The sequence below is a fragment of the Candidatus Thorarchaeota archaeon genome, assembly GCA_013388835.1.
GTDB lineage: Archaea > Asgardarchaeota > Thorarchaeia > Thorarchaeales > Thorarchaeaceae > JACAEL01.
The window spans coordinates 18,334-40,720 of record JACAEL010000072.1 but is presented as its reverse complement, the minus strand read 5'-3'; the positions used below and the strand labels follow the sequence as shown (position 1 = coordinate 40,720).

At 54.8% G+C, this 22,387-nt stretch carries 22 protein-coding genes; 13 read left to right on the top strand and 9 right to left on the bottom strand.

Features of this window, described 5'->3' with window-relative positions; all coding sequences use genetic code 11:
- Entirely contained in the window at positions 1–444 is a 444-nt protein-coding gene (locus HXY34_12270; protein NWF96908.1) for an NUDIX hydrolase, read from the top strand.
- A 73-nt stretch (positions 445–517) separates the two neighbouring features.
- Here HXY34_12270 and HXY34_12265 read toward each other — a convergent pair whose 3' ends face one another.
- Both HXY34_12265 and HXY34_12260 read right to left on the bottom strand, forming a co-directional pair.
- Positions 518–874 (bottom strand): hypothetical protein, encoded by a 357-nt coding sequence (locus HXY34_12265; GenBank protein NWF96907.1) that lies wholly within the window; start codon positions 872–874, stop codon positions 518–520.
- A 58-nt stretch (positions 875–932) separates the two neighbouring features.
- A complete protein-coding gene (locus HXY34_12260) occupies positions 933–3,125 on the bottom strand; it encodes an ATP-binding protein (protein NWF96906.1) in 2,193 nt (730 codons plus the stop codon).
- A 99-nt stretch (positions 3,126–3,224) separates the two neighbouring features.
- On the opposite strand from HXY34_12260, the gene HXY34_12255 reads away from it, so the two are divergent.
- The 4 genes from HXY34_12255 (at position 3,225) to HXY34_12240 (ending at position 7,531) form a co-directional block, all read left to right on the top strand.
- Positions 3,225–4,028: a tRNA (adenine-N1)-methyltransferase gene (locus HXY34_12255; protein ID NWF96905.1), complete on the top strand. Its 804-nt coding sequence runs from the start codon at positions 3,225–3,227 to the stop codon at positions 4,026–4,028.
- A 153-nt stretch (positions 4,029–4,181) separates the two neighbouring features.
- Positions 4,182–4,460, top strand: a complete 279-nt coding sequence (locus HXY34_12250; protein ID NWF96904.1) for a hypothetical protein — start codon at positions 4,182–4,184, stop codon at positions 4,458–4,460.
- A 90-nt stretch (positions 4,461–4,550) separates the two neighbouring features.
- Positions 4,551–4,844, top strand: a complete 294-nt coding sequence (locus HXY34_12245; protein NWF96903.1) for a MarR family transcriptional regulator — start codon at positions 4,551–4,553, stop codon at positions 4,842–4,844.
- Between the two features lie 332 nt (positions 4,845–5,176).
- On the top strand, positions 5,177–7,531 hold the full coding sequence (locus HXY34_12240) for a hypothetical protein (protein ID NWF96902.1): 2,355 nt from the start codon (positions 5,177–5,179) through the stop codon (positions 7,529–7,531).
- A gap of 13 nt (positions 7,532–7,544) precedes the next feature.
- On the opposite strand, the gene HXY34_12235 is transcribed toward HXY34_12240, so the two are convergent.
- The gene (locus tag HXY34_12235) at positions 7,545–9,722 is read right to left on the bottom strand and encodes a hypothetical protein (protein NWF96901.1); all 2,178 of its coding nucleotides are present in this window, start codon (positions 9,720–9,722) and stop codon (positions 7,545–7,547) included.
- A gap of 157 nt (positions 9,723–9,879) precedes the next feature.
- On the opposite strand from HXY34_12235, the gene HXY34_12230 reads away from it, so the two are divergent.
- Both HXY34_12230 and HXY34_12225 read left to right on the top strand, forming a co-directional pair.
- Positions 9,880–10,212: a hypothetical protein gene (locus HXY34_12230; GenBank protein ID NWF96900.1), complete on the top strand. Its 333-nt coding sequence runs from the start codon at positions 9,880–9,882 to the stop codon at positions 10,210–10,212.
- Positions 10,209–10,826 (top strand): hypothetical protein, encoded by a 618-nt coding sequence (locus HXY34_12225; GenBank protein NWF96899.1) that lies wholly within the window; start codon positions 10,209–10,211, stop codon positions 10,824–10,826. Before HXY34_12230 ends, HXY34_12225 begins: the two co-directional genes overlap by 4 nt.
- Positions 10,827–10,885: 59 nt before the next feature.
- Here HXY34_12225 and HXY34_12220 read toward each other — a convergent pair whose 3' ends face one another.
- Positions 10,886–11,206, bottom strand: coding sequence for a V-type ATP synthase subunit K (locus HXY34_12220; GenBank protein NWF96898.1), 321 nt, complete (start codon positions 11,204–11,206; stop codon positions 10,886–10,888).
- Between the two features lie 85 nt (positions 11,207–11,291).
- Positions 11,292–12,356: a V-type ATPase subunit gene (locus HXY34_12215; protein ID NWF96897.1), complete on the bottom strand. Its 1,065-nt coding sequence runs from the start codon at positions 12,354–12,356 to the stop codon at positions 11,292–11,294.
- A gap of 154 nt (positions 12,357–12,510) precedes the next feature.
- Here HXY34_12215 and HXY34_12210 point away from each other — a divergent pair, with 154 nt between their 5' ends.
- Positions 12,511–13,071, top strand: coding sequence for a hypothetical protein (locus HXY34_12210; protein ID NWF96896.1), 561 nt, complete (start codon positions 12,511–12,513; stop codon positions 13,069–13,071).
- Positions 13,072–13,074: 3 nt separating this feature from the next.
- Here the strand turns inward: HXY34_12210 and HXY34_12205 are convergent, their stop codons facing one another.
- Positions 13,075–13,416, bottom strand: coding sequence for a hypothetical protein (locus tag HXY34_12205; GenBank protein NWF96895.1), 342 nt, complete (start codon positions 13,414–13,416; stop codon positions 13,075–13,077).
- Between the two features lie 97 nt (positions 13,417–13,513).
- On the opposite strand from HXY34_12205, the gene HXY34_12200 reads away from it, so the two are divergent.
- Positions 13,514–14,800: a DUF2088 domain-containing protein gene (locus HXY34_12200; GenBank protein ID NWF96894.1), complete on the top strand. Its 1,287-nt coding sequence runs from the start codon at positions 13,514–13,516 to the stop codon at positions 14,798–14,800.
- Positions 14,801–14,818: 18 nt separating this feature from the next.
- On the opposite strand, the gene xylB is transcribed toward HXY34_12200, so the two are convergent.
- The gene (gene xylB, locus HXY34_12195; GenBank protein ID NWF96893.1) at positions 14,819–16,333 is read right to left on the bottom strand and encodes a xylulokinase; all 1,515 of its coding nucleotides are present in this window, start codon (positions 16,331–16,333) and stop codon (positions 14,819–14,821) included.
- Between the two features lie 139 nt (positions 16,334–16,472).
- On the opposite strand from xylB, the gene HXY34_12190 reads away from it, so the two are divergent.
- A complete protein-coding gene (locus HXY34_12190; GenBank protein NWF96892.1) occupies positions 16,473–17,261 on the top strand; it encodes a hypothetical protein in 789 nt (262 codons plus the stop codon).
- A gap of 57 nt (positions 17,262–17,318) precedes the next feature.
- The gene (locus HXY34_12185) at positions 17,319–17,627 is read left to right on the top strand and encodes a GIY-YIG nuclease family protein (protein NWF96891.1); all 309 of its coding nucleotides are present in this window, start codon (positions 17,319–17,321) and stop codon (positions 17,625–17,627) included.
- Between the two features lie 67 nt (positions 17,628–17,694).
- Here HXY34_12185 and HXY34_12180 read toward each other — a convergent pair whose 3' ends face one another.
- Positions 17,695–18,534, bottom strand: coding sequence for a glycosyltransferase family 2 protein (locus HXY34_12180; GenBank protein ID NWF96890.1), 840 nt, complete (start codon positions 18,532–18,534; stop codon positions 17,695–17,697).
- 262 nt (positions 18,535–18,796) lie between these two features.
- Between HXY34_12180 and HXY34_12175 the strand changes: the two genes are divergently transcribed.
- Entirely contained in the window at positions 18,797–19,759 is a 963-nt protein-coding gene (locus HXY34_12175) for a glycosyltransferase family 2 protein (protein ID NWF96889.1), read from the top strand.
- A 34-nt stretch (positions 19,760–19,793) separates the two neighbouring features.
- Here the strand turns inward: HXY34_12175 and HXY34_12170 are convergent, their stop codons facing one another.
- The gene (locus HXY34_12170) at positions 19,794–21,152 is read right to left on the bottom strand and encodes an asparagine synthase (GenBank protein NWF96888.1); all 1,359 of its coding nucleotides are present in this window, start codon (positions 21,150–21,152) and stop codon (positions 19,794–19,796) included.
- Between the two features lie 219 nt (positions 21,153–21,371).
- On the opposite strand from HXY34_12170, the gene HXY34_12165 reads away from it, so the two are divergent.
- On the top strand, positions 21,372–22,286 hold the full coding sequence (locus HXY34_12165; protein ID NWF96887.1) for a hypothetical protein: 915 nt from the start codon (positions 21,372–21,374) through the stop codon (positions 22,284–22,286).
- Positions 22,287–22,387 lie beyond the last annotated feature (101 nt).

Genomic DNA, 22,387 nt, shown 5'->3' with positions numbered 1-22,387 from the left:
ATGCATAGGAATCCGACCCCTACTGTCGATATTGCAATCACAGACGGAAAGCGAATACTACTTGTGAGACGAGGTATCGAGCCGTTCAAAGGGCGATGGGTCTTACCCGGGGGACATGTAGAGCTCGGAGAAACCGTTGAGGATGCGGCTGTGCGAGAGGCGCTTGAAGAGACCGGGGTCAAGACTCAGATCATCGGCCTGCTCGGAGTCTACAGCGCACCTGACAGGGATCCAAGAGGTCACTACATCACGGTGACGTTCGTGGCCAGACCAACCGAGGGAGAAGCAAGAGGGGGCGATGATGCACAGGAAGCACAGTGGCGAGAACTCGGCAGTCTCCAGTCAGACGAACTTGCGTTTGACCACGGACTGATGATTCAAGACCTCAGGACATGGCTAGGGGACCATACACAGACGTTCTGGTCCTCACGGCCAAGACATTGACCGTCCGACTTTGCAGCGGCTGTTGCAGGACCGTAGACCATACCAGACCTGCAACCTGGCCGTCTTCCGCTGACTAGAGGTCCAAGATCTCAAGTGGACCATCAAGTCGGATGATTGGAAGGTACACTACGAGAGGTTCCGAGTCAACGGTCTCCACAAACTCTACTGCCTCTCTTGGTCGAGATCGATAGACAAGAAAGTTCCCCTTTGGAGGACCATTGCCCTCGGTGTATATCCACAGTGGAAGTCCATACATCTCGTAATAACCGTGATTCGAGATGAGAGTTCCGAATATGTGCTGCCCCTTATGTTCGAAGTATAGCATGGTTGCAGGACGGTCTCTCTGTGACCATGAGACCAGCATTCGAGCAAGGTCTGTCATCGAAGCGATCTTCAGATTGACTGGTGGTCTCACATCTGCCTTTGCCAATTTCACACCCCATGTCGCCTAGTGAGGACTCTGCTTTTAAGTTCTAGCATGTTGAGAGTCATGTCAGAGTGCGTAGCTTGTCTGCCACTGCATTCACAGGTCGCGCGTCGGGACCGGCTATCACGACCGGGACACATACCAGACCCTGACTCTCACCAACCATCAACGCTGCTTTGGTCACATTCTTGGAGAGGAAGACGAATGTGACACCGGAGTCCTCTCTCACCGACACCACACTCATCCCTGCGCTCTGAAGACGTGCGATGACTGCCGCCACCAGCGTCGCAGCACTCACAGACTCGCTCATGATCGACCAGTTCACTCGATGAATTGTGCCCATCGGAAAGAGATACTCATGAGGAGTTCTTGCGTAGAGCAGAGTACGCGTCAGAGATCTCTCGAGAAGAGACCTTGTAAGCGGGCCGAACTTCTTGACCAAAACGCGACTCGCATCGAACGGTATCGACTCCTCAGCCTGTGGAGTGGGAGCGGAGGTCTCGCGCGTATCTGGAGGAGCGGCGACCATGCTGGCACTCACTTCTCGGACAGGCGAGGGCTCGTCGGTTAGCAGCAGCTCCTGCATACGCCTGTCAAGCATGGCCGCTATGTAGTCCCTGATGTGCTCATCAAGGCGTTCCCAGTCAGTACGGCTCAGTCTCAGTGGAGGTGGTGAGACAGCAGGGAGGCTGTATGACACGTCGTCGTCAGCATGAGTCACTTCGGCCTCAACGAACTCTGCCTCCTGCACCCCTTCAGGTGTGACCGATGGTTCTTGGCCGACTATGCTCGCGGCCTCAAACAGTGCGGACAGTCTGTCGGTGCCACCATGCTTGGAGATTCGAGGTCGCACCTGCATCAGAAAGCCCCTCTTGTTCTCAGTGACTTGGTCAAATACCACTGCGACACCCTTCGGAAGACCGCTGATGAACGCCTTTTCCTTGAACAGACTCGGCATTACGGCGGGCGCTCTCTGCTGGAGGGCCTTGATGTCAGCATCCAGAGACAACGCATGGGAGAGTACTATGTCCGCCTGGGATATCGCCTCATCAGCCACTGCGGACGGCTGTTGTGTGCACAGCACAAGACTGCAGCCAAACCTCCGGCCTAGCTTCGCATACCCGATGATGGCGCCCTTCGCCGGGGTCGTTCCGGACCTTGGCACAAGGATATGTGCCTCGTCGATAATCAACCATGTGGGCGGAAGCTGCTCTCTCGCACTTGTGCCCTCTTCGGTCCAAGCCATCCGATACGTGAGTACTTGGCGACACAATATGCTGGTGAGGATGGCCAGGACCGCTTCGGCATCGGAGCCAAGCGGTGCAACATCAATGATAGTCACCTTACCGGGGACTGCCAAGTCTTGAGCGCTTGTGCCTCTGGGTAGGAAGACTCCCAGACGCTGTGCTCTCTTCAGCCTCTGAATCAGTGCCATCTTCGTGGCAGGCTTGTACAACTCCTCGATACGAGAGTTAGTCTCGATGCAGTTGATCATATCAGTGATGCTGAAGTCAGGCCGTGGGGACACGACCTCACCATCTTCCAGAACATACCCCTTTCGCAGCGATTCTATGACGTCACTGATGAGATTGTCAATTGCTGTGGATAGCTGGCCCTCCTTTTCCAGTACGTAGCCCCAGTCAGAGGTAGACAGCTCAGCAGGGCTTATTGTCAGAGGACACAGACGCGACTTCTGCCGCACTTCTTCGGGCAAGCCTTCGTATGTCCGCCTTGGGATGTACACCGAAGCATTGAAGCCCGATGCCTCAAGCCCCCATTTGCTCAGAAGGTCTCGTTGCTCTTCGTTGGGTTCCACCATCTGACGGAACACATCGACCGCGTCGATGATAACAACAGCGACTTCAATCTCCTGGCGGGCCATTGCTCTGGCAAGCTCCTCCCCCACAATCCCCAGGGTATAGCTCTTGCCCGACCCCCTCTTTCCTGCAACAAGGGTCACATGTGGACTAATCAAGTCGAGATGGACTGGCATGCCTAGCAGGGACAGGAGAGGGTCGTCGGAAGACTCGCACACAGCGCCCAGCATACCGAGACCAATCTTCCCATACTTTCGGTGCAACGACTCAGACCTTCCCAACACCACTCCGACTTCCGCGTCCACCAGCAGGTCGAGCGGCTCGGTGACTAATGGATGAAAACTCAGCAGCTGCTTGGGAATGAGCTCTCCGAGCGATGAGTCGCCTCCAGACGATGCTCCGAGGTCATCATGCGGCGGTGGGTTGTTCTCGTCCATGTCCTTTCAGTCTAGGGGCCACCAGTATGCGGATAAGGTTTTGCGCGCGAGTACTGTTTCGTAGCAAGACTCAAAACCAGTCCGACTGGTCGCCTGCGTATGCCTGACCTCATACAAGACGGAAGTATTGTGTTCATCTTCCTTGATGCCAAGAGGACCTGGATCAAGCGTGTCAAAGCGGGCGAGAAGTTCCACTCGAACAAGGGAATAATAGAGTTCGACGACATTATCGGCCGGCCGTACGGCATCAGAGTCACCAGCCATTCGGGTCAGGTATTCCAGATTCATAGACCCAGCCACACAGACATCCAGATTGCAATGGGGCGGAACACGCAGATAATCTACCCGAAGGACGCTGCGACTATACTGATTGAGGCGGGCATCTCTGCAGGGTCACATGTGGTCGAGTCGGGCACAGGATCAGGGGCACTCACTGGTATCCTAGCGCGACATGTCGGACCAACTGGTCGCGTTTACACCTACGAGGTCAGGGACGACATGTATGAGGGCGCACGGAAGAACCTTGAGAGATTCGGTCTTCTTGATAATGTGACCATGCATCACAAGGACGTCATGTCAGGCATAGAAGAGGCAGAAGTCGATGCTGTTGTGTTTGACCTTGCCACACCTTGGGAACTGGTGAATGAGGCGCACCGGGTGCTCAAGCCAAGCCATGTGCTCGCAAGCTACAGTCCAACGATTGAGCAGGTCATGAAGACCTGCAAGGCCTTGGCAGAGAGCGGACAGTGGGGAATGATAAAGACACTTGAGGTCATGGAGAGAGAGATACTGGTCAGAGAGGGAAAGACGAGACCCACAACATGGATGGTGGGCCACACCGGATACATGACGTTCGCCAGAGCAATGGCAGAAGACATTTCAGACACGACCGAAGCTTTATAACTGCTCACGAGTAACTGTTGATAGTTGTCGATTGTTGTCGACTGTTGTTGACGGTGAGCGCACATGGTCTATCATCACAAGAGAGATAGTTGTGCCAAGGAGACCAAGGAGATCCTGGCCAATTTGCTAAGAAGTCGATGTGCTGAGTATGCCTTGATTGAAGCAACCGAGGCCATTAAGGTTGGGAGCCCCTTTGAGGAGATTCTCTCCGAGGAGTCCACCACTAACCCTCTACGGACGGATAGTGAGGAGATACTGAGGCGCGAAGCACCAGCAACTGTGCAAGTACCTGGCGCAATGGAAGACGGAAGGGGGACAGAGCAGTACACGACGACAGCTGACATAAGATTCGAGTTCAAGACGTCGGCTAACAACTATCTGAGAATCAAGAAGGGAAACGTTCTCGGACTTGAAAGGGACGACGAGTGCTAGGGGGCGAACGAGCTGTCCAATGACGAGATCAACCGTCTGAAGGACGAGATACGTGAACTGCAACGGACAGTCCAGTCCCTGAGAGAAACAGTGACCGAGTTGAAGAATCGGCTACAAGAGAGGGGAAGTGTTGCAAGACCAGAGAGCGGTGTGTACAGCATATCAGACAGCCTGACCGAGTGCATGAAACACGACGCCGCATGGGCAAGACTGGTAGGATTGGTCGAGGGGGCGAAGTCGGGGCTGACAGCGGCAGAACTCGCAGAGAAGTGGGGCAAGTCCCGGTCCAGGACAAGCGAGGTTCTGAACAAGCTTGTCGGTGACGGGCATCTGGTCAAGTACCGTGATGGGAGAGAGATAAAGTTCAGAAAGAGTGGAGAGTAGGGCAGCTGCTCGCAGCCACACTCGAGTCGCTCATGTAGGTGACAGGAGACTGGGCTATATCGACAGCTCATTGTCAGATGGACGCGGTCAGAGATGAAGACGTGTGAGTGCCATGCAACCGCACTGTGACGCCTTCTCGAAGCCGGTTGAAGTACCGAAAGACCTCGTCACAGATTCTGGCTGAGGATGCGCAATCCCAGTCATAAGATGTCCATGAGTGCCCGCTTCCGGGGGAACAGGCGCATACGCAGTGCGGTTCAAGAGGTCTCAGCTACTCTTAAGTAGTACCTGAAGTGAAACAGCCCAGAGCGTGTGCTCACGAGGTCTTGCAGTTGCCCAATGTGATAGGACGCAAGTCGAACGACGAGGAGCCGGAGGCATCAGCTCCCTCTACGCCAGATGATATCCAAGTACATACACACCGGCTGTTCGGTCTCAATCTGGATGCACAAGACGCAGTAAGAGAGTTTGCCCTTCATGACATTGATGACCAGGAGGGCATCGAGCAGAAACGCATACAGATGCATGACACCTTCACTCAGCTCTACGCGGAGGTTGCGGACTTTACCGAGCAGCTCATGGGAGAGGACTTCGACATCGCTTACCTGAGAGAGAGAATACAGCAGGCCGATGAGAACACGCGCGAACAGCTGGAGAACGCTCTCAAGGAACTGCAGGTTCAGGCCCAGAGGAACCTTGCAGACATATGGATGGCGAGGGTGCTCTCGTGGCTACATCAGGCTGCTGCATCAAGCGGTCCGTTTGTGGCGACCGAGCACGAGGACAAGAAAAGAAGTGCATCTCGTCTCATGGCCACCGTGATGACGATGATTGAGAAGCCCTTTGCTGCCGTTCCTCGGCGCACAGACGGGACTCAGAAGCTCAGAAGAGTAGCACTGGGCAACATGGCGCACAGGCTGCTGAGTCAGTCGGGGCTCTCAGACCAGAAAGAACTCGCAGAGATAGAGGGCAAGAACAAGGTGGCTGAGGCAGAGTTTCATGATGAGTTTCTCAACGAGCTGATCTCTCTGGAGAGCACATTCAGACAGGCATTCAACCCGTTTGACGAGCTCGTGTGGAAGGACATTCTTGGCGCCTACATATACGAACAAGCCACAGACCTGTACAACGAGGCAATTGCAGCACTTGAGAAGACTCAAGCAGGGGAGACGATGCTTCCGACAATCAGGGCCTGGAAGCAGAACACGGCAGGTCTCTGCGAGGTCTACATCGCCATGACGTACAATGACATCGCAGATGCTCAGATGAGAGCAGGAAACCTCGAGGACGCTTCGAAACTATACATGGAGGCCTCAGAGGCCTATGGACGAGCCGGAAAGCTGTTTGCGGAGGTGCCACAGCTCCAGTCGAATGTGCAGCAGTCGCAACGAGACCGCGACCACAAGAAGGCCCAGTCACTATTCTGCAAGGCAGAGGCATCTGTCAAGGAGCTGTCAGCTCTACTAAGGGTCGACAACAAGGCAGAAGCAATGGTGGTCCTCGGCGAGATATTCAGGGACCTGAGAAAAGCAGAGAAGCTGTCACAGACGCGAGAACTGACAGCGGCTCTGAAGGAGAACCTGCGAATCTTTGCCTTTGTGGAGGAGAAGTTGAAGAACGGCGGCGACAATACTAGTGGCATCATCGATCAGATTGAGTTGGCCAAGGGCATCCGGAAGGAGGGGCTGATTCAGAGCGTAAGCAAGGCCATGGACCATGCTAGGACCTCTCTGGGAGAGGATGCATCAGAGGCATTGGAAGAGATAAGAGAAGCACTGTCAAGCCTAGGAATACTTCTGAGTCTGGAGGAGGAGGACGAAGAGGTCGCAAATCTTCGCAACAGAGTACTCGCATTGCTGGCCAATGCGAAGTATGTCATACAGTTCCAGCTGAGTTCTCAACTTGAGCCGGGTGTGAAGTTCATCATGTCCCGCATTCTTGAGAACCTACATGCCGACGAGGCTTCCACATACTACAAGATCATCGGCGAGAATGACAAGGCGGAAGAACTCACCGACATGGGCAAGCTGGCGCTCGCGACCGCATATGCATCCGAAGCACAGGCCTTCATCAGACAGTCAGAACAGTGGGCCTTCAGAACCCAGCTTGAGCGGTCGGGCGTCTTCAAGAGGATAGAGTCACAGGAGGAGAGTCTGGAACTGGCAAACGACGAGGAGCTTGTCGACAGGGCACTGCGCTCTCACGACAGCACCGGAGAAAGACTGAAGCATGGTGTGGCCTCATTTGAGGCGGCCGCACACGAACTTGACAGTGTGAAGAAGAAGGCCATCCGGAAGAAGAACAGCGTGGACGATCAGGTGAAGCAGCTTCAGGGGGTCGTGATGAAACTCAAAGGCGACATTTCCAGGATTGAGGCTGCAAAGAGTGACTTTCTAGCCGAGTTCCACTCAAAGAAGGGGGACTCCACCAAGGCACGCAGGTACTTCACGCAGGCCACAGACCTACTCCGAGAGGCTGTGGGAAACTACACGGTGGCGGCACAGGTCTTCCAGCAGCTGGGCGACCTGCAGACAGCACAAGCGGTTGACTCAAAGGCGCGAACGACCGACCTGCTTGCGAGGGTGTCCTGGGAGAACGGGCAGCGGATAGCTAACAATCAGCCGCCCACCTACAAGGGAGACACGGAACTGGCGGCCCTATACCTAGGCGGCACCGGCAGCGAGTAGCACTGCCTGGTTGTCATTCGTTAGTCCCCACACTGAGCGCCACTGTGAGAGTCTTTGCCCCCACTTCAGTGTGGAGTCTCTTGACGCAGAAGGGGGTAAACGGGACACCGCCGCCGTGATAGAACTTGGAGAACCACTCAACGAAGTGGAGCCTCAGTGTATGCATGAAGGCCAAGAGCCCCTCCAGCACACCAACCACAAGTGTTCCAAGCACGGCGCCAAGGAGAGGAAGATAAGGCACCACCTCATGCCCGTCGTGGAACACATGGGCAGGTATGATGTCCATACCAAAGAGCGAGAATTCGGAGAACTCTATGACCAGAAGAGGGGGAAGTGAGAGGAACACCGCACTGAGAATCATGTGGACTGTGTTCAGAGCAAAGATACGCGCATAACTAACGGTGTGGCTAATCATCCCGATGGTGTATTCGAGAAACTGTACAACGCCATCCAGCCCACCTTTGAGAGAACTCATGAGCATGATGACGAACGGCACAATGAATGTGGCGACGGTCCAGACAAGCGGGCTCACCGGCAGAGGAGGATACACACCATTGTTCGCGGTACCATACCCAATACCTGCCAGCGGAATCCACAGATGCATGCTTCCCTCCATGCTGAACCAAGTCCCAATGTTGTTTAGACTCACACCAAAGAGGAGGTTGATGAAACCCAGATAGACCCACATGTATGACAGGGATACGAGGGCTTCGCGGTACGACCGGTGCTTCAGCTTGTTATAGAGGTTCAGCCCGATGCCCATCAGCAACTGGAGTGCGCCAATCTCCACTGAGAGCTTGAGCATATGCGCTGTTCGCCAGGGGTTTGCCTGACCCGACTCGTCTGTGTGAGCAAAGATTGGCCACAGGGGCTCAATGACGGTCTCTGCACCAAAGAAGCTGCCAAAGAGGAGACCTCCCAGCATTGAGAAGAGTCCCATCAATACAAGGCCCTCTGCGCCAGTCTGAAGGTAGCCTAGCATGGAGCCCCAGTTCTGTCCCTTCCTCTTAGCTCTCCATGCTGCAAGACCGATGAGGAGAATCAGAAAGCCCTGACCCACATCTGCAAAGATCATGCCAAAGATGAATGGAAAGGTCAGCCACATGATCTTCGTCGGGTCAAGGTCATGTTTGGATGGCACGCCATAAGCGAATATGACTGCCTCCGTGGGCTTCATTATTGACGGGTTGTCAAGATGCGTAGGGGAGTCATGTTCCGCAAAGTCGGGTCGTTCGAATTTCACCTCTAGGGCTGTACCGATGCGCGACCTGAGCAGCCGCTCAAGACGCTCTTCGGCACCCTCGGGAATCCAGCCCCAGAACTTCAGTGCCTGTTCGCTGTAGACGATGTTAGTCTTGACGTCGATACGGCGTTTTTCAATGGTGAGGGCCTCCAGTGTGGCTAGGACTCTGGGACCCCACTCTCTTGCAATCATCTGTCTTCGGGCTGTGAGCTTGGCAATCTCCGCCTCGAGAGCGCTGATACGCTGACTGACCCGCTGCACTATCTGCTCAGGGGGTCCTGCGGACTCTGGCTGAACACTGAACGGTTCGAATCCAAGAGCCGCCAGCACCCTGTCCACAGCACTCTTCTTGTCAACCGGAACGCTGAGGGCGACCACTGTGGCCTTGTCTCTCTTCACTGACTTCAGAATGTATGCGTTCTCAGTGACTTCTCTTATGCCCCACTCCACTCTATCAAGATTGTCAGTCATGAACACTCCGGCAGCTGTGTAAGTATACTCAGAAGTACCTATGCGACCGAGGTCAAGCCCGAGTGGTTGCACGGACGATGCAACGTGATAGGCACCTCTCTGTCGGTCAAGCTCAAGCTGTGCGGCTGCCAGCGTCTTTCCAATCTCCAGCACCTCAGGCTCAACCGACCGCAGCAGCTCTGCAGCCATTTCCAGAGTGGATGTGAGCTGCCGGTCATCCACTATAACACGATTGCCAGTGCCGTGTGATGGGTCAAGCCCAAGTGCCGTGACAAGATTAGACACTCTGTCGAGGGCCGTGTAGACGGTCTCTTCGTCCCTAGTCTTTTTCACCTCTGTGAATCCCGCTTGGTGGCGCACATCAATGAACTCGAAGAGCCCAAACTCCTCGACCGCCAGTATTGCCTCCCTCTCGAAGTCGCGGTGTGTTACAACCTTGGCGACAAGCATCTTGGCGGGACTCATTGTGAGACGCATGTTTGCTTTCACCGTGAGGATGGGCTGGGAATGGGGACCTGACTTCAGGTCTCCTGACGCCCTCCTGTGCGGACTTGATAAAGATTATGACGCAGGTCAATGTTTATCAGCAAGGCGAGGGCCACGACGACTCTACTAGATGCAGAGGTGTGCTGCAGTGACTGAACCTCGCGACGAAATGGAAGAGATAGCAGAAGCTGAGCGAGCGGCGCAGAGGAGAATTGAGGAGGCTGAGAGAAGGGCCCGTGAGATCAGAGAGAGTGCTGAAAGGGAAGCGGAGGAGATTCTGCGGAGAGCCGAGGCCGAGGCCAAAGCACACATGCAGCATCTGAAGACCGAGTTCGAACAGAAACGCAACGAGATAGAAGCTGTCATTCAGAGTCAGACAGAGAGGACGGTTGCTGAGATACGGAGCAGAGCAGAGAAGAATAGAAAGAGCGCGATGGAGGCTGCTGTCAGACGGCTTCTCATGGAGGGAACGTCGAAGTGAGCGGAGTCACGAGCATAATCGAAACAATCAACAGGAAGACTGAGGAGAGGGCGGAGAAGATCATCAACGAAGCCCAGATTGTAAAGGACCAGCTCCTCAGAGAAGCAATGGAAAAGGCGGGACGTCTCAAAGTGTCCATGACAACCAAGGCTGAGACGGACGCGAAGGCGCAGCTGGCAAAGTATGAGGCGAGCACCCGATTAAAGTCCAAACACAGAATACTGGAAGCCAAGGAGGAAATCGTTGGAGAGGTGGTCGCGGCGGTCATGGAGAAGGCCAGAAAGACTCTCGAGGGGGCAGAGGGAAAGGAAGCGCTCACCAGGCTCGTCGTGGAGGCGGCGGTCGCTCTTGACGCTCAAGAACTGGAACTGGTCATTCCAGATGGCTCGAGCAGAGAAGTGGACGTAGCCTCACTGAAGAAGGCAATCAAGGAGAAGACAGGTCGCCCGGTCAGTCTTGAAATCGCGTCGGAAACTGTTCGTTCTTCCGGTGGAGTAGTGATACGCACCGTGGACAAGAGGAAGTCAGTTGACAACACCCTTGAAGCGAGGATGGACCGACTGGCCGGAGAGGTCAGAGAGGCTGTCACCAGAGCACTCTTCCAAGACTCGTGATTGCCAGAGGCCGACAAGTCATACAGACCTGCCGCCTCGACTCTCGGTGAGTCCATGCATCATCCGGCTAGCTGAGCGGGCAGGTGACCCAGCAGCATGTAGGCGATGACGAATCCATATATCGCGATGACCTCGATGAAGACGACGTAGAGAATGCTCTTCCCGAACGTCTCAGGCTTCTCCGTAATTGCACCAAGCGCAGCGGCTGACGCAGTCCCCATGCCTATGGCGCCGCCAAAGCCAGCCAACCCGACTGCCAATCCAGCACCAATTGCGATGCCGAGAATTGCGAATCCCTCGCCATCACTGGTCTGCATGACTCCAAGGCCGACACCGTTCGTCAATGAGTATGCACTCACAGACAGTGGTACGACTACCATGAACAGACCAAAGGTCAGAACACCAAGGATGAACATCTTCAGACTGCTAGTCCGTGTTTCGATTCTCACGATTTGATTTCCTCCACTACCAGATGGTAATCATCCGCCGGATCACCTCGGCAGACTCACCTCGTTCAATCCCAACAGCAATGGACCTCAGATTCTTGATCTCGATGTACTTCAAGCTACAGAAACCAAACACCGTCCCGGGGTGAAATGGAAATGCTGCGAGCTGGACCTTCATACGCTGCGCCAAGTGGTCCTCTACAGCCAACTCAATCTCAGCCAAGTTCTGGTCCTGCTCATAGATTCTGGCCAGTCTACCAGCAAGAGGGGCATATCTGGTATTCTCAAGAGCAGAGAACACCTCACGCCACGATGGACGTGAACGAAGCATTGCGGTCAACGCGTTCGACCGCGCCGTGAACCTGACGAGTGAGAGGTCAAGAGCGCGCGGGTTGAACTGTAGGACTGCCGCTCGCAGAATCGCAATCATGTTGCGAAGGACTACTCTGGGCTCAAGCAAACTCACAATCCTGTGTCGGTCCATGTCAGGAAACTCGTCCATGGACTTCAGTACTGACCGGAGATACCACTCCTCAAGCGCCACCTCCAGAGGGGCAGTAGACTCGAGTTCCTCGTAGAAGCTCAGCCGGGTCAAGAGAGCTAGCTTCACATCTGGGTAGGGCAGCTCCTCCACCATTCGGATCACAGAGCCAGCCTCGACAAGATGCGAGAACACCTCAGCTTGGGAGGGCGAGGTTGGAACCGAGAAGCGAAGAATCTCAGACTTGTCAAGGCCGACATGCAGCCCGCGGATGAGCGACTTCAGACTCTCTGCCAAGAACATGTTCATGTAGGAGCTTGCGAACTCACGGACTCGCCCAGTCAGAGAACGTGAGAGCCGATGAATGACGCCTGCGAACTCTCTGCCCAAGATGAGCGCTAGGTCCTCTGGTGACGGCTCACCGTATGGAAACTCACGGGTTATGGCCGGTCCATAGTAGGTCTGTAGAAGAGTTCTTACGAACTCGTCGTAGCTTGCAGACTGCACGAGCCGTTCGTAATCGCCTATGCCCAAGAACCGAAACTTGAGCCCTCGGACTCGAGCATTGACGAAGGCGTACTCATTAGCAGCCCTGAAGGACATTCTTTCGACCTCATCCCTTTGGTCCAAAGGGGAATACAGGAGTCCGGCCGTACACGGGATATAAGCTTGACGAACCGAACCGACAAGTCAGCATAGTCCTGTCAGAGAAGAGTTCAAAAGACGCGCGGGACAAAGAGATGGAACGGTGGAGACCTTGACGAAACGGATAGTTGACTCCTTTGATATTGGTAATCTGTTCAGAAGCTCGGCCACAATCACCTTTGTCCTCCAGATCATATCAGTCATAGTCATGATTGGTGCTCTGGTTGCTTACGGTATCGGAGGGTTGATACCGAGTCTAGACATCGACCTGCAGATACTTCTGCTGCTCGTCGGAAGCGTGGTGACACTTCTTGTCTTCCTTGCAGCTCTTAGTGTCTTCGTCAGGTTCTCAAGGAGGATTGGGGACGCTGTCGTCGGCCATGGCGTGAGAGAGGTACCAATGGATACCCCACGCGTCAAGACGGTGGTCTACACATATGCTCTCCTCGTGACCCTCATGGCCATGACAGGCGTCTACGTGTGGTATCTGGTCGACAAGAACTACTTGATTCCATTCGCTGGCACATCGATATCCCTGAGAATATTCGGGGTGGCCATGGGTGTGTTCTTCATCGCATTACTTGTCCAGATAATCATCGCAGGCGTCGGACGATCCGCAACCAAGATTGTGCTTGAAGTGCTTGACAAAGATGACTCCGCGTTCGAGGACTGAGTGTCACTCGCGTGGCTCACGCTCTTGCTCTTTAGACTTCAGAAAGTCAGGCTCTCGTAGTATCTCCTCCATAGAGGGCATGTATGGCTTCCTGACCGGAGGAGACTGTGAGCTCCGCTCATAGGACCGTACGCTCAGGTACACACTGTACGCACCGATGAGGAACCCGAGGAGTGCTCCAATCAATCCGCCCGTGACACTCCCCTGAACTCCACTAATCGACTGACCAACAACCTGCCCCGCAAACAGGAATGCAATTTCCGCACATGGAAGTTCGGATGCTATGGCAAGCCAGCGTCCCAGCTCCGAGTTTCCCGACTGCGATGCGTCGTTCGCACCGGACATGGTTCGGTAGTCTGAGAGAGTCCGGATATCCCTTTTGGAAGTGCACATGGGGGAACGCTTTTGTGATGTACAGACCTGATATGATTGAGGCAGTCCGATGAAACTGAAGGTCTCATACGGTGATGGTAAAGTTGAGCTTGACATTCCAGACGAGAACATCGACAGACTGATTGAGCCAGTGCAGGAGAGGACGCTCGATGACCCGACAGCAGAACTTGAGCGGGTCATGAGAGAGCCACACGGAGCAAGGCTTGAGTCATTGGTGGCAGGCAAGAGCGTCTGTCTGCTCGTCGAAGACCACACTAGGGACGAGCCTCATGCAGAGATGCTTCATGCCATCATGCCCCGGCTCAGGGAAGCCAGGCGAGTCCAAGCCATCGTCACGACAGGCTCTCACGAGGTAGAGCACGAGGGCAACCTTCGGATTGTTGAGACAATCAAGAGCGCAGCACGCGCCGCGAAGGTGACCAGTGTGTCAGTGTCAATCCATGACTGTCACCTCCCAGACATGGTGGATCTGGGAGAGACAAGCAGGGGGACGCCAGTGATTGTGAACAGACTCGCTGTCGGCCACGATGTCTACGTGGTAGCGGCGGACATGAAGGCGCACTACTTTGCCGGATACTCGAATGCACTGAAGGACTTCCTTCCTGGAGTCTGCGCTTTTGCGTCCATCGAAGCGAACCATGCGATGGCACTTGACCCGAAGTCCACATTCGGCAGGCACCCGTACCATCCTGATAGGAGCAAGCGTGACAACCCTCTGGCAGACGACATGAGGGAAGCAATGGAGATGATAACAGTGCATGCGAAAGCCTTCACCCTGTCTGTGATATCCGCCGGCGGAAAGGTGGTCTGGGCGGACGCTGGTGAATTGGAACCAGTCACATCGAGAGGAATTGAGGTGCTGGACAGGACTGCGAGCTTCCGAGTGGAACAGAGATCAAGGGTCATCGTTTCCCCGGGCGGCTATCCCCAGGACAAGAGCCTCTATCATGCGCAGCGGGCACTTGAACTCACAAAGAATGCTGTGACTGATGGCGGCGAGATACTCTTCCTTGCAGAGTGCAGAGACGGCGTGGCTCCACAGGAGGCAGTGGAGAACTTCTACAACAGACTGACTGCACCGCTGGATGAGGTGCTGTCGTCAATCGGGAGCAAATACCACCTATACGAGCACAAGGCATACAAGTTCGCTGAGATGCTCAAGCGTGTGTCGAGAGTCAAGATGCTCACCGCCCTTGACGAAAAGACTGTGGCGAAGGCCCATCTGGTGAAGGTCAGCAGCGCCCAGTCAGTGATAGACCAGTGGATCGCGGAGAACCCCAAGGTCAAGATACTTGTAATCGACAAGGGGAACAAGCTGAGTGTATACGCAGCCTAGAGGCGTCACATGAACGGTCTACGAGAGAGACAGTGAAGACAGGGCGCTGTAGAGCGCCTTGTACCTCTTGAAACCCATGTCGTATACTTCCCTGTGAGCCGAAGTAGGTACTAGCGGTGGTCGGACACGGACCATTCCCTCAGCGGCGTCTGCGACCGACTTGAACAGCCCAACACCCTTACAGGCAAGGATGGCAGCGCCCACTGCAGTGGCTTCCTCCATCTCGGTCCGAATCACCGGAATGCCCAGCACATCAGCCTGAATCTGCATCCAGACCTCGCTCCGTGCTGCACCACCAGTCACTCTGAGCTCTTTGCCCTTGATTACGAGTTCGCTCATCACATCAAGGTTCGTCCGCAGGTCATACGCAACACCTTCGAGCACAGCCCGCATCAGATGCTTCCTGGTGTGACCAAGAGCAAGACCGACAAACGCACCGCGCGAGTTCGGATTCCAGTACGGTGCACCAGCACCCACAAAGTGCGGCAAGTGGAGGACGCCCTCGGACCCAGCAGGTACTGCACTGGCCTCTTCAGTCATCACATCATACGGGTCAACACCCATCTCGTCAGCATGCATTCTCTCCTCTGCGCCGAGCTGGTCCCGAAACCACCTGAGCGCGGAGCCGGTGGTGAACATGCTTGCCTCCACCACAAAGGCACCGGGGACAACATGCCTGCTGCACAGGACGCGGGCGAGAGGATCCAGTCGTACTGACTCCGAATAGGCAAGCATGAATGTGCCCGTACCCGTGGTCGCCTTGATAGAACCCGGGCGCACCACCCCTACTCCGAGAGCAGCGCACTGCTGGTCGCCGCCTCCTGCTACTACGGGCGTCCCCTTTGCCAGCCCGGTGGCCCGGCTCGCGTCCGGCGTCGTCTCGCCTACGACGGTCCCCGATTCTACGGGGGCCGGCAGTTTGTCACGCGGGATGTCAAGAGCATCAAGCATACGATCAGACCAGTCACCTCGCCGTATGTCGAACAACATCGTTCTGCTCGCATTCGAGAAGTCTGTGACCCTTTGTCCCGTCAGTCGGAAGACGATGTAGTCATGCACTAGCAGGAAGGTCTCAGCTGCCCTGAACTTGTCCGGCTCGTTCTCCTTCATCCATAGGAGTTTGGGAGCAGTGAAGTACGGGTCTATCGTGAGACCGGTCGTCTGATACACCTCTTCAGGAGCGACTGTGTTGCGAATCCATTCACACTGGGCGGTCGTGCGCCGGTCCTGCCACACGATGGCATTACGGAGCGGCTTGCCATGCGAGTCCACAGGAACAACTGTCTCACGTTGGTTGGTGATGCTCACAGCAGCAATCTCGCTGGGTCTGCAGGGTGCGTCCTTCAGCATCCGCTTCAGCGTCTCACACGTCGCGGTCCACCAGCTCTCAGCATCCTGTTCAACCCAAGAGGGACTCGGGAATCTGCTCTCAAACTCCATGTAAGCTCTGGAGAGCACCGCTCCTTTGACATCGAACAACATCGAACGAACGCCAGTTGTCCCGACGTCTATAGCAACAATCGGATTGGACACGTGTTCACCATTCTTGGACTGCCGAGCGCCGGGATATGAATGATTCTGACTGGAGTCAGTTCCGAGAGGACAAGACAACCCGGTCGCGAGACGGCAAGCCTATAAAGTACTCATCAGACGATTGCGAAGGGCTACCGAGTTGTCAGAACGCCAACTGATACTCAATGGTCTGTGGAAGAGAGAAGCGGTCAACATACGAGAAGTACCGTCTTCATGGGCGCCCACTGCAGAACAGCGAAGACTAGTAGAACGAGCGTGGCAGGATGCCAGCAGAGTCGTGTATGACGGGCCAGTATGGCGTTTTGAGGGGGTTCTGACCACAGGGAAGGACCTGCACATCAGACTGAGTCGATGCAGCTACAAGTGGCACTACGTGCTGAAGGAGCAGCAGTATCCCACACCATCACACTATCCCAATCCTGCCAGTGTCACTTCATTGGTTGTGACCGAGGACAGAAAGATTCCCGTGGCAGTCAGACAGGGACCAGACCAGGGAAACAGACTGCATAGTCTGGGTGCCGGGTTCATCGATGCAGTCACTTCAGTTCACAGTGACCATCCCTCTTCATGGAACTTCATTCCTGAGAACATCTTTGATACTGCTGTGAGGGAGGTGCAGGAAGAGTCCACGATACAACTGAAGGACATCGACTCAGATGCAATGGCACTCATTGGGGCCGCATGGGGGAGCAACCATGACACGACTTTCGTGATCGTGGTTCCAGTATCGGTCACCTCAGACGCAGTAGGAATGAGAGGTGACGAGCACTCGACGTTGCACTTTGTGCCTACAGACCGAACCGAGACCCAGAGAGTGGTGGAGAGAGGGGCGCTGTGCAATCAGGCTAATGATGTGCCGGCTACGGATCACCTGGTCCTTGCGCTTCAGCTCATCAGAGACTCACCATACTGCGTCGGTGGGACGTGATGCAGTATGCGCAGAAGCTTCAAAGGAGTATGATGTCGCAGAATGGTCGGCATTAGGATGACTTCAAAGCCCGGACAGCGGTACTTCGTATACATAATAGAGACCGACGACGGAACCTACTACACTGGGCAGACAAATGACCTCCTACGCAGGTTTCGGGAACATATGTCCGGGGCGGCTTCGGGTGCGGCGTACCTGCGGATGCACAAGCCCATGTATCTCGTATATCTGGAAGAGGTGCCAGACCGGAAGACTGCCCTTGCAAGAGAACGAGAGATAAAGCGAAAGCGGAAACTCAGGATGTCTCTTGTTGGATCGCGTCGAGACCTGCGGGAAGTCGTCGCTTCAGAAAGGGACTATCGATAGCATTCAAAGACCATGTGACAGGCAGGCTCCAGCGAACACACACTGAAGAGCATACGAGGGCGCATCTCTACGACTTGATTGAAGAGAAACACCTCTTCTTCAGTTTCCTCCCGTGCGTCAGAAGATAGGACATACTGAAGTACCTCTTCACGTCCGGGTCGGTGCAACGCCACTCACCTCGACTCCACTCCTGCCAGAAGCCCCTCAGGTAGTCACTGCCGTGGCGAGACTTCAGAAGATCCTTGAGACCGTTTCCCAAGACTCTTGGCAAGGGCAGCCATGTGTAGTAGGCGCAGCGTCCGTATCTCAGGCGGCCCTTCTTGGAGTACATTGTCGCAGGCGGTGACTCGATCAGCAGGTCTCTGAACGATGCGAGTCCATATCCGAGGATTGCCGCCTTTATGTTGAAGTACGAGTCCGGGGCCATGTCCCAGTAGGACTCAATTGCATCGATGATGCTCCAACGAATCACCTTCCCGCAGCCCATTGGCGCAGTCGGATTGAAGTATGGTCGCCCCCGAACATTGCCACTTGCCGCACCGACACTGGGGTGGCGGTCCATGAAGTCACAGACCCTCTCGAAGTAGTTCTTGGGGTAGCGTGTGTCGACATCAGTGACGGCAAGGTAATCGGTTCTGAGACTCTGTCTGATGTAGGGGTGAGCGACATTCCAAGCACGCCCAATCGTGTCGAGGTTACCACGCTTCTTTGCCGGCAGCCTGAACGACTTGATTGGAATCAGTCCGGTCTCACCGAATCGTTCCACAATCTTGATTCCTCCATCGGTTGAGCCGTCGTCAATCCAGACCCAGGCAGTTGGCCGCATAGACTGAAGCAGGATGTTATCGATGATTCCCTGAATGCGCTCCGCCTCGTTGAAGATGTTGGTCACCAGTACGTATCCCAAGTCGTGCACCACAGGAAGGCTCGGGCATTTCATGCAGGTCAACTGTTTTTGAAAGTAGCGCCGCTTCATGGCCCACTCGTATGACGTTGAGCGGCGAACATGTGCTCGCGACACCATCCCGTGTACTCGACTCCCAGACGGGATGTCAGTGTAGCTTGAATCTGCAACTGACAGTCATGACCAGACATCGACCACTGGAGCATGTCATGCAGACGGCTAGTTTTATATCTCTACACACGGAGCGTGGCCTTGATACAGCAGGATGTCAGAGTCTGGAGACCGCCGTGACAGGTTCGCCGCCTTCTGCGGCTACTGCAAGGCGTCCTGTTCTGCCCCGCCTCCGTCAAGCAGTACTTACATTCTGTGGACGAACGTGTATAATGAGGTTGCCTCTGTGCCGGCCCTCTTCAGATACGTCGCACATCAGACAAAGAAGCCGGTCGTGTGGTTGTGGGTAGACGATGGTTCAACAGATGAGACCGCGGAGGTCATAGCACGGGAGGCGGCAAACTACAGACAACTGGATGTGTGGCTGGAGAGGATGCCCAAGAAGCAGAAGCCGAACTTCTTCACACTCGGAAAGACCCATGAGACCGTCCTCACCAGAGTCTCTGACCGGGTGGATCGACTCGGTGTCCAGTATATGGCAATCTTGGATGCTGACACTGAGCCCTGCCCCAACTACTTTGCCAGACTATGCAGCATCATGGACGCTCACAGTGACTTGGGGGCAGTGGCAGGATACCCGGTCCAAGAGCAAGACAAGCTGTATTCTGGACGGCCCATGAACAGTGGGAAGATGATCCGCTGGCAGATTGTGAGAAGCATTGGACGATTCTGGGACTACTGTCCAGACTCGTTCTACAACCTGAAGGCGGAGGCTCAGGGGTATAGAGTTGCCGTGGTGAAGGTGCCTGTGCGGTTGGACCGACCGACCACCGCAGTGGTATCAAGAGAAGGAGCCTTCAGACAGGGACGACTGTCATTCTATGTGGGGCGCTCATTGTGGATGGTACTAATCAGAGCAGTCTGGAGATTCTTGACTGGAAAGCGCGGACGTGAACTGCTGCAAGGATACCTGAGCGAGCGGGCGAGGGGCACTTGGAGATGTACCGATCCAGATGTCATAAGTCACTACGCCTCCGAGACATCCTTCCGCGGGTCTGTACGGGATGCCATCGCGATCCTCGGTCAGCACATGTCAAGACACCGCACACTCGTCTAGATGAGTGGTGTTCTTCTGCGGCCACCTCGCTCCTTCAGCCGTGCTCTATCATCTTGAGGAACAGAGCCATGTGCAGGCCATCGGTCGTGGGCTTGTTTGAAAGGTCCAGTAGCCGAAGCGCGTCCTCGGTGAACCAATCACGCGCGAGGTTCATGTCGGGTCGGACCTTTTCCATGTACAACTTGCTTCGAAAGTAAGGAACGGGTGTGCCACCCCATCCTCTCTTGTCCCAGTTCTCACCACTTGAGGCAATCGCCTCACTGAAACCATACTTGGTCCGCATCAGCGTCCGCAGCGGGGCCTTGTTGTACTTGGCAGCCGGAGAGAGACTCATACAGAACTCAATGAGGCGTCTGTCAAGGTATGGGTACAAGACTTCAATTCCCGCAGCCTTGCCTGCACGCGACATCATGTTTGCAAATGTGCTGACCATCTTCTCTAAGAGGTAGAGGTGAAGTGAGTTCCACAGGTCATCCCGACGTATGTGTCTGTCATAGACTTCTGACACTGTCTGGTCGCTGTCCAACACATATGTCATCCAAGCCTTCGGAGCCATCGTTGAGAGCATCCATGACCTATCGGTGCCCCATCGCAGCACGGCTCCACGATACTTCTGCAGTCTGAGCAGTCGTCGAGAGTACGGTATGATATGAGGGCTTCGTCTCCTGTAGTATAGCCTGTGAACATTGTATGCGGCGAACAGCTCGTCCAAACCCAGAGCATTCACCGCCACATCGACTCCGTCCTCCACCATCCGCTTCAACGCCATGAAGACGGGCACGACGCTGTAGGATATGGTATGGCAGGCCTGCAGAGCCTCATCGTGGACAGACAACTGAGATTCTGCGGATGTGTCAACGACCCTCAGCTCGACCCCGGCGAAGTCCGCGGCAATTGACGCGTATTCTCTCTCGCTGAGCTCGGGAATACCCCAGTCTGTGTGATAGGCTACCAGATCAGTCCTGGGAAACACCTTCTTGGTATGATATGCGGCCAAGCTAGAGTCGATGCCGCCCGAGAGAAGCAGGCCCACTCGTCTGTTCGCATGCGGCTCCAAGCATCGCTGGATAGCAGACGTCAGTTCATTGGAAAGCTGTCCCAGTTCCTGTGTATGAAGTGCAATGTGATGATGGTTTGTGAACAGATCCTCCGAGAAGGGACGGGTAGGTATGTTGAGAGCATCCTTGAACACGCTGTTGCCGAAGAGCTCTCCTTCTATCTGAAACTGAAGCTCAAGTGCGTTCCTGTCGACCCGCATCACAGGAGTCTCCGCCTTGCGGAGTGGATCACTGAAACTTATCTCGCTTTCCGTCTCAGCGGCCCTGTGTAAGAGGTCAGGTCGGGAGTCCGCAGAGTGGTCATCGCGTAGCTTGACCTGTTCGAACACGGACATCGAAAGACGATTCGTGTATCAGATTTGCTCCTGCGTTGAGAGGTCTGGGCGACTCATTCAACGGAGCCCCTGTCAGCGCCATGACTGATGATGGGACAATGGGAGTCCTGTGTCAAAGTTGAGAAAGGTTCTTTAGGGGTCCTTTGTGGTTGGTCCGTTCGCGGGAGGTAAGGCCAAGAGCACCAAGCCTTCTGTCTTGCAACGGACGATGATGAAGCGATGAGAGTACTCTGCGTCTGGGACACTGCGGGGGTGTACGTACCTATTGCAGAGTGGCTGCACAAGCGAGGTGTCTTCACGCGGATTCTGATGAGGCGAGCATGGGACCCATACGGACAGACAGCAATGTCCCCCCATGCGAGGATTCTCGACTCCGTCGAGGACTTTCTTACTGCGGTTGTACAGGAGATACTGCGCTCCAAACCAACCATAATCCATGTCAACTCCATATACGAGTACCTGCCGTTGATTAGAGCCGCCGCACCCCTTACCCCAATCGTGTACCAATACCACGGCGGTGATGTCAGAGAGAGAATAGCCGCAGGGTTCGGACCCCACTATCAGACACAGCTTGCAGACAAGGTCATAGTCTCAACCCACGACTTGTCGGCCTACGGTGAGTGGTATGACAGGCCAATCAGTGACGCATTCTACTATCGCGGAGGACGAGTCCCGAACACTGCACTGATGATCTATGTCCAGTACGTGATAATCGACCAGAGGCAGTTTGCGAAGGATCTGTGTAGGAAACGCGGACTCGACCTGACAATAATCGACAGGAGTAAGGGGGAAGGAGTGCCCTATGAGAAGATGCCTGAGTTTCTATCCAAGTTCGAGTACTATCTTGACTTCAAGGGTCACATCGAGAAGATAGTTCTATCCAAGACTGCACTGGAGGCGCTCGCATGCGGGTGCAAGGTGATTCAAGACGCAGAGCCAGACAGAGTGATAACTGATGCTAGGGAGTTCGTCCGCAATAATCGCCCAGTAGACTACGCTATGCTCTACACCCGAGTGCGATTGAAGTACAGGAGTATGCTCAGACGGGCACTTGTTCTTGCACGGAGCTTGCTGTTTACGCGAAAGGGATGGTATCTCATCCGCATTCTGGTGACAAGTGTAGTGAGGAAGTGAGGTCATCGACTCAACACGACGAGCTCACCCCTTGCTATTTGACGGACTGGCTTGACCAAGAGAATGTTCATATTGACAGGAATGCAAGTTTCGCGAAACGA

Bases quoted from the DNA above. Each gene is read 5' to 3' on its own strand.
- HXY34_12215 (NWF96897.1), bottom strand. From the start codon at position 12,356: ATGTCCTTCAGGGCTGCTAATGAGTACGCCTTCGTCAATGCTCGAGTC.
- HXY34_12205 (NWF96895.1), bottom strand. From the start codon at position 13,416: ATGTCCGGTGCGAACGACGCATCGCAGTCGGGAAACTCGGAGCTGGGA.
- HXY34_12270 (NWF96908.1), top strand. From the start codon at position 1: ATGCATAGGAATCCGACCCCTACTGTCGATATTGCAATCACAGACGGA.
- HXY34_12220 (NWF96898.1), bottom strand. From the start codon at position 11,206: ATGGTAGTCGTACCACTGTCTGTGAGTGCATACTCATTGACGAACGGT.
- HXY34_12200 (NWF96894.1), top strand. From the start codon at position 13,514: ATGAAACTGAAGGTCTCATACGGTGATGGTAAAGTTGAGCTTGACATT.
- HXY34_12185 (NWF96891.1), top strand. From the start codon at position 17,319: ATGACTTCAAAGCCCGGACAGCGGTACTTCGTATACATAATAGAGACC.
- HXY34_12255 (NWF96905.1), top strand. From the start codon at position 3,225: ATGCCTGACCTCATACAAGACGGAAGTATTGTGTTCATCTTCCTTGAT.
- HXY34_12165 (NWF96887.1), top strand. From the start codon at position 21,372: ATGAGAGTACTCTGCGTCTGGGACACTGCGGGGGTGTACGTACCTATT.
- HXY34_12175 (NWF96889.1), top strand. From the start codon at position 18,797: ATGTCAGAGTCTGGAGACCGCCGTGACAGGTTCGCCGCCTTCTGCGGC.
- HXY34_12260 (NWF96906.1), bottom strand. From the start codon at position 3,125: ATGGACGAGAACAACCCACCGCCGCATGATGACCTCGGAGCATCGTCT.
- HXY34_12235 (NWF96901.1), bottom strand. From the start codon at position 9,722: ATGCGTCTCACAATGAGTCCCGCCAAGATGCTTGTCGCCAAGGTTGTA.
- HXY34_12170 (NWF96888.1), bottom strand. From the start codon at position 21,152: ATGTCCGTGTTCGAACAGGTCAAGCTACGCGATGACCACTCTGCGGAC.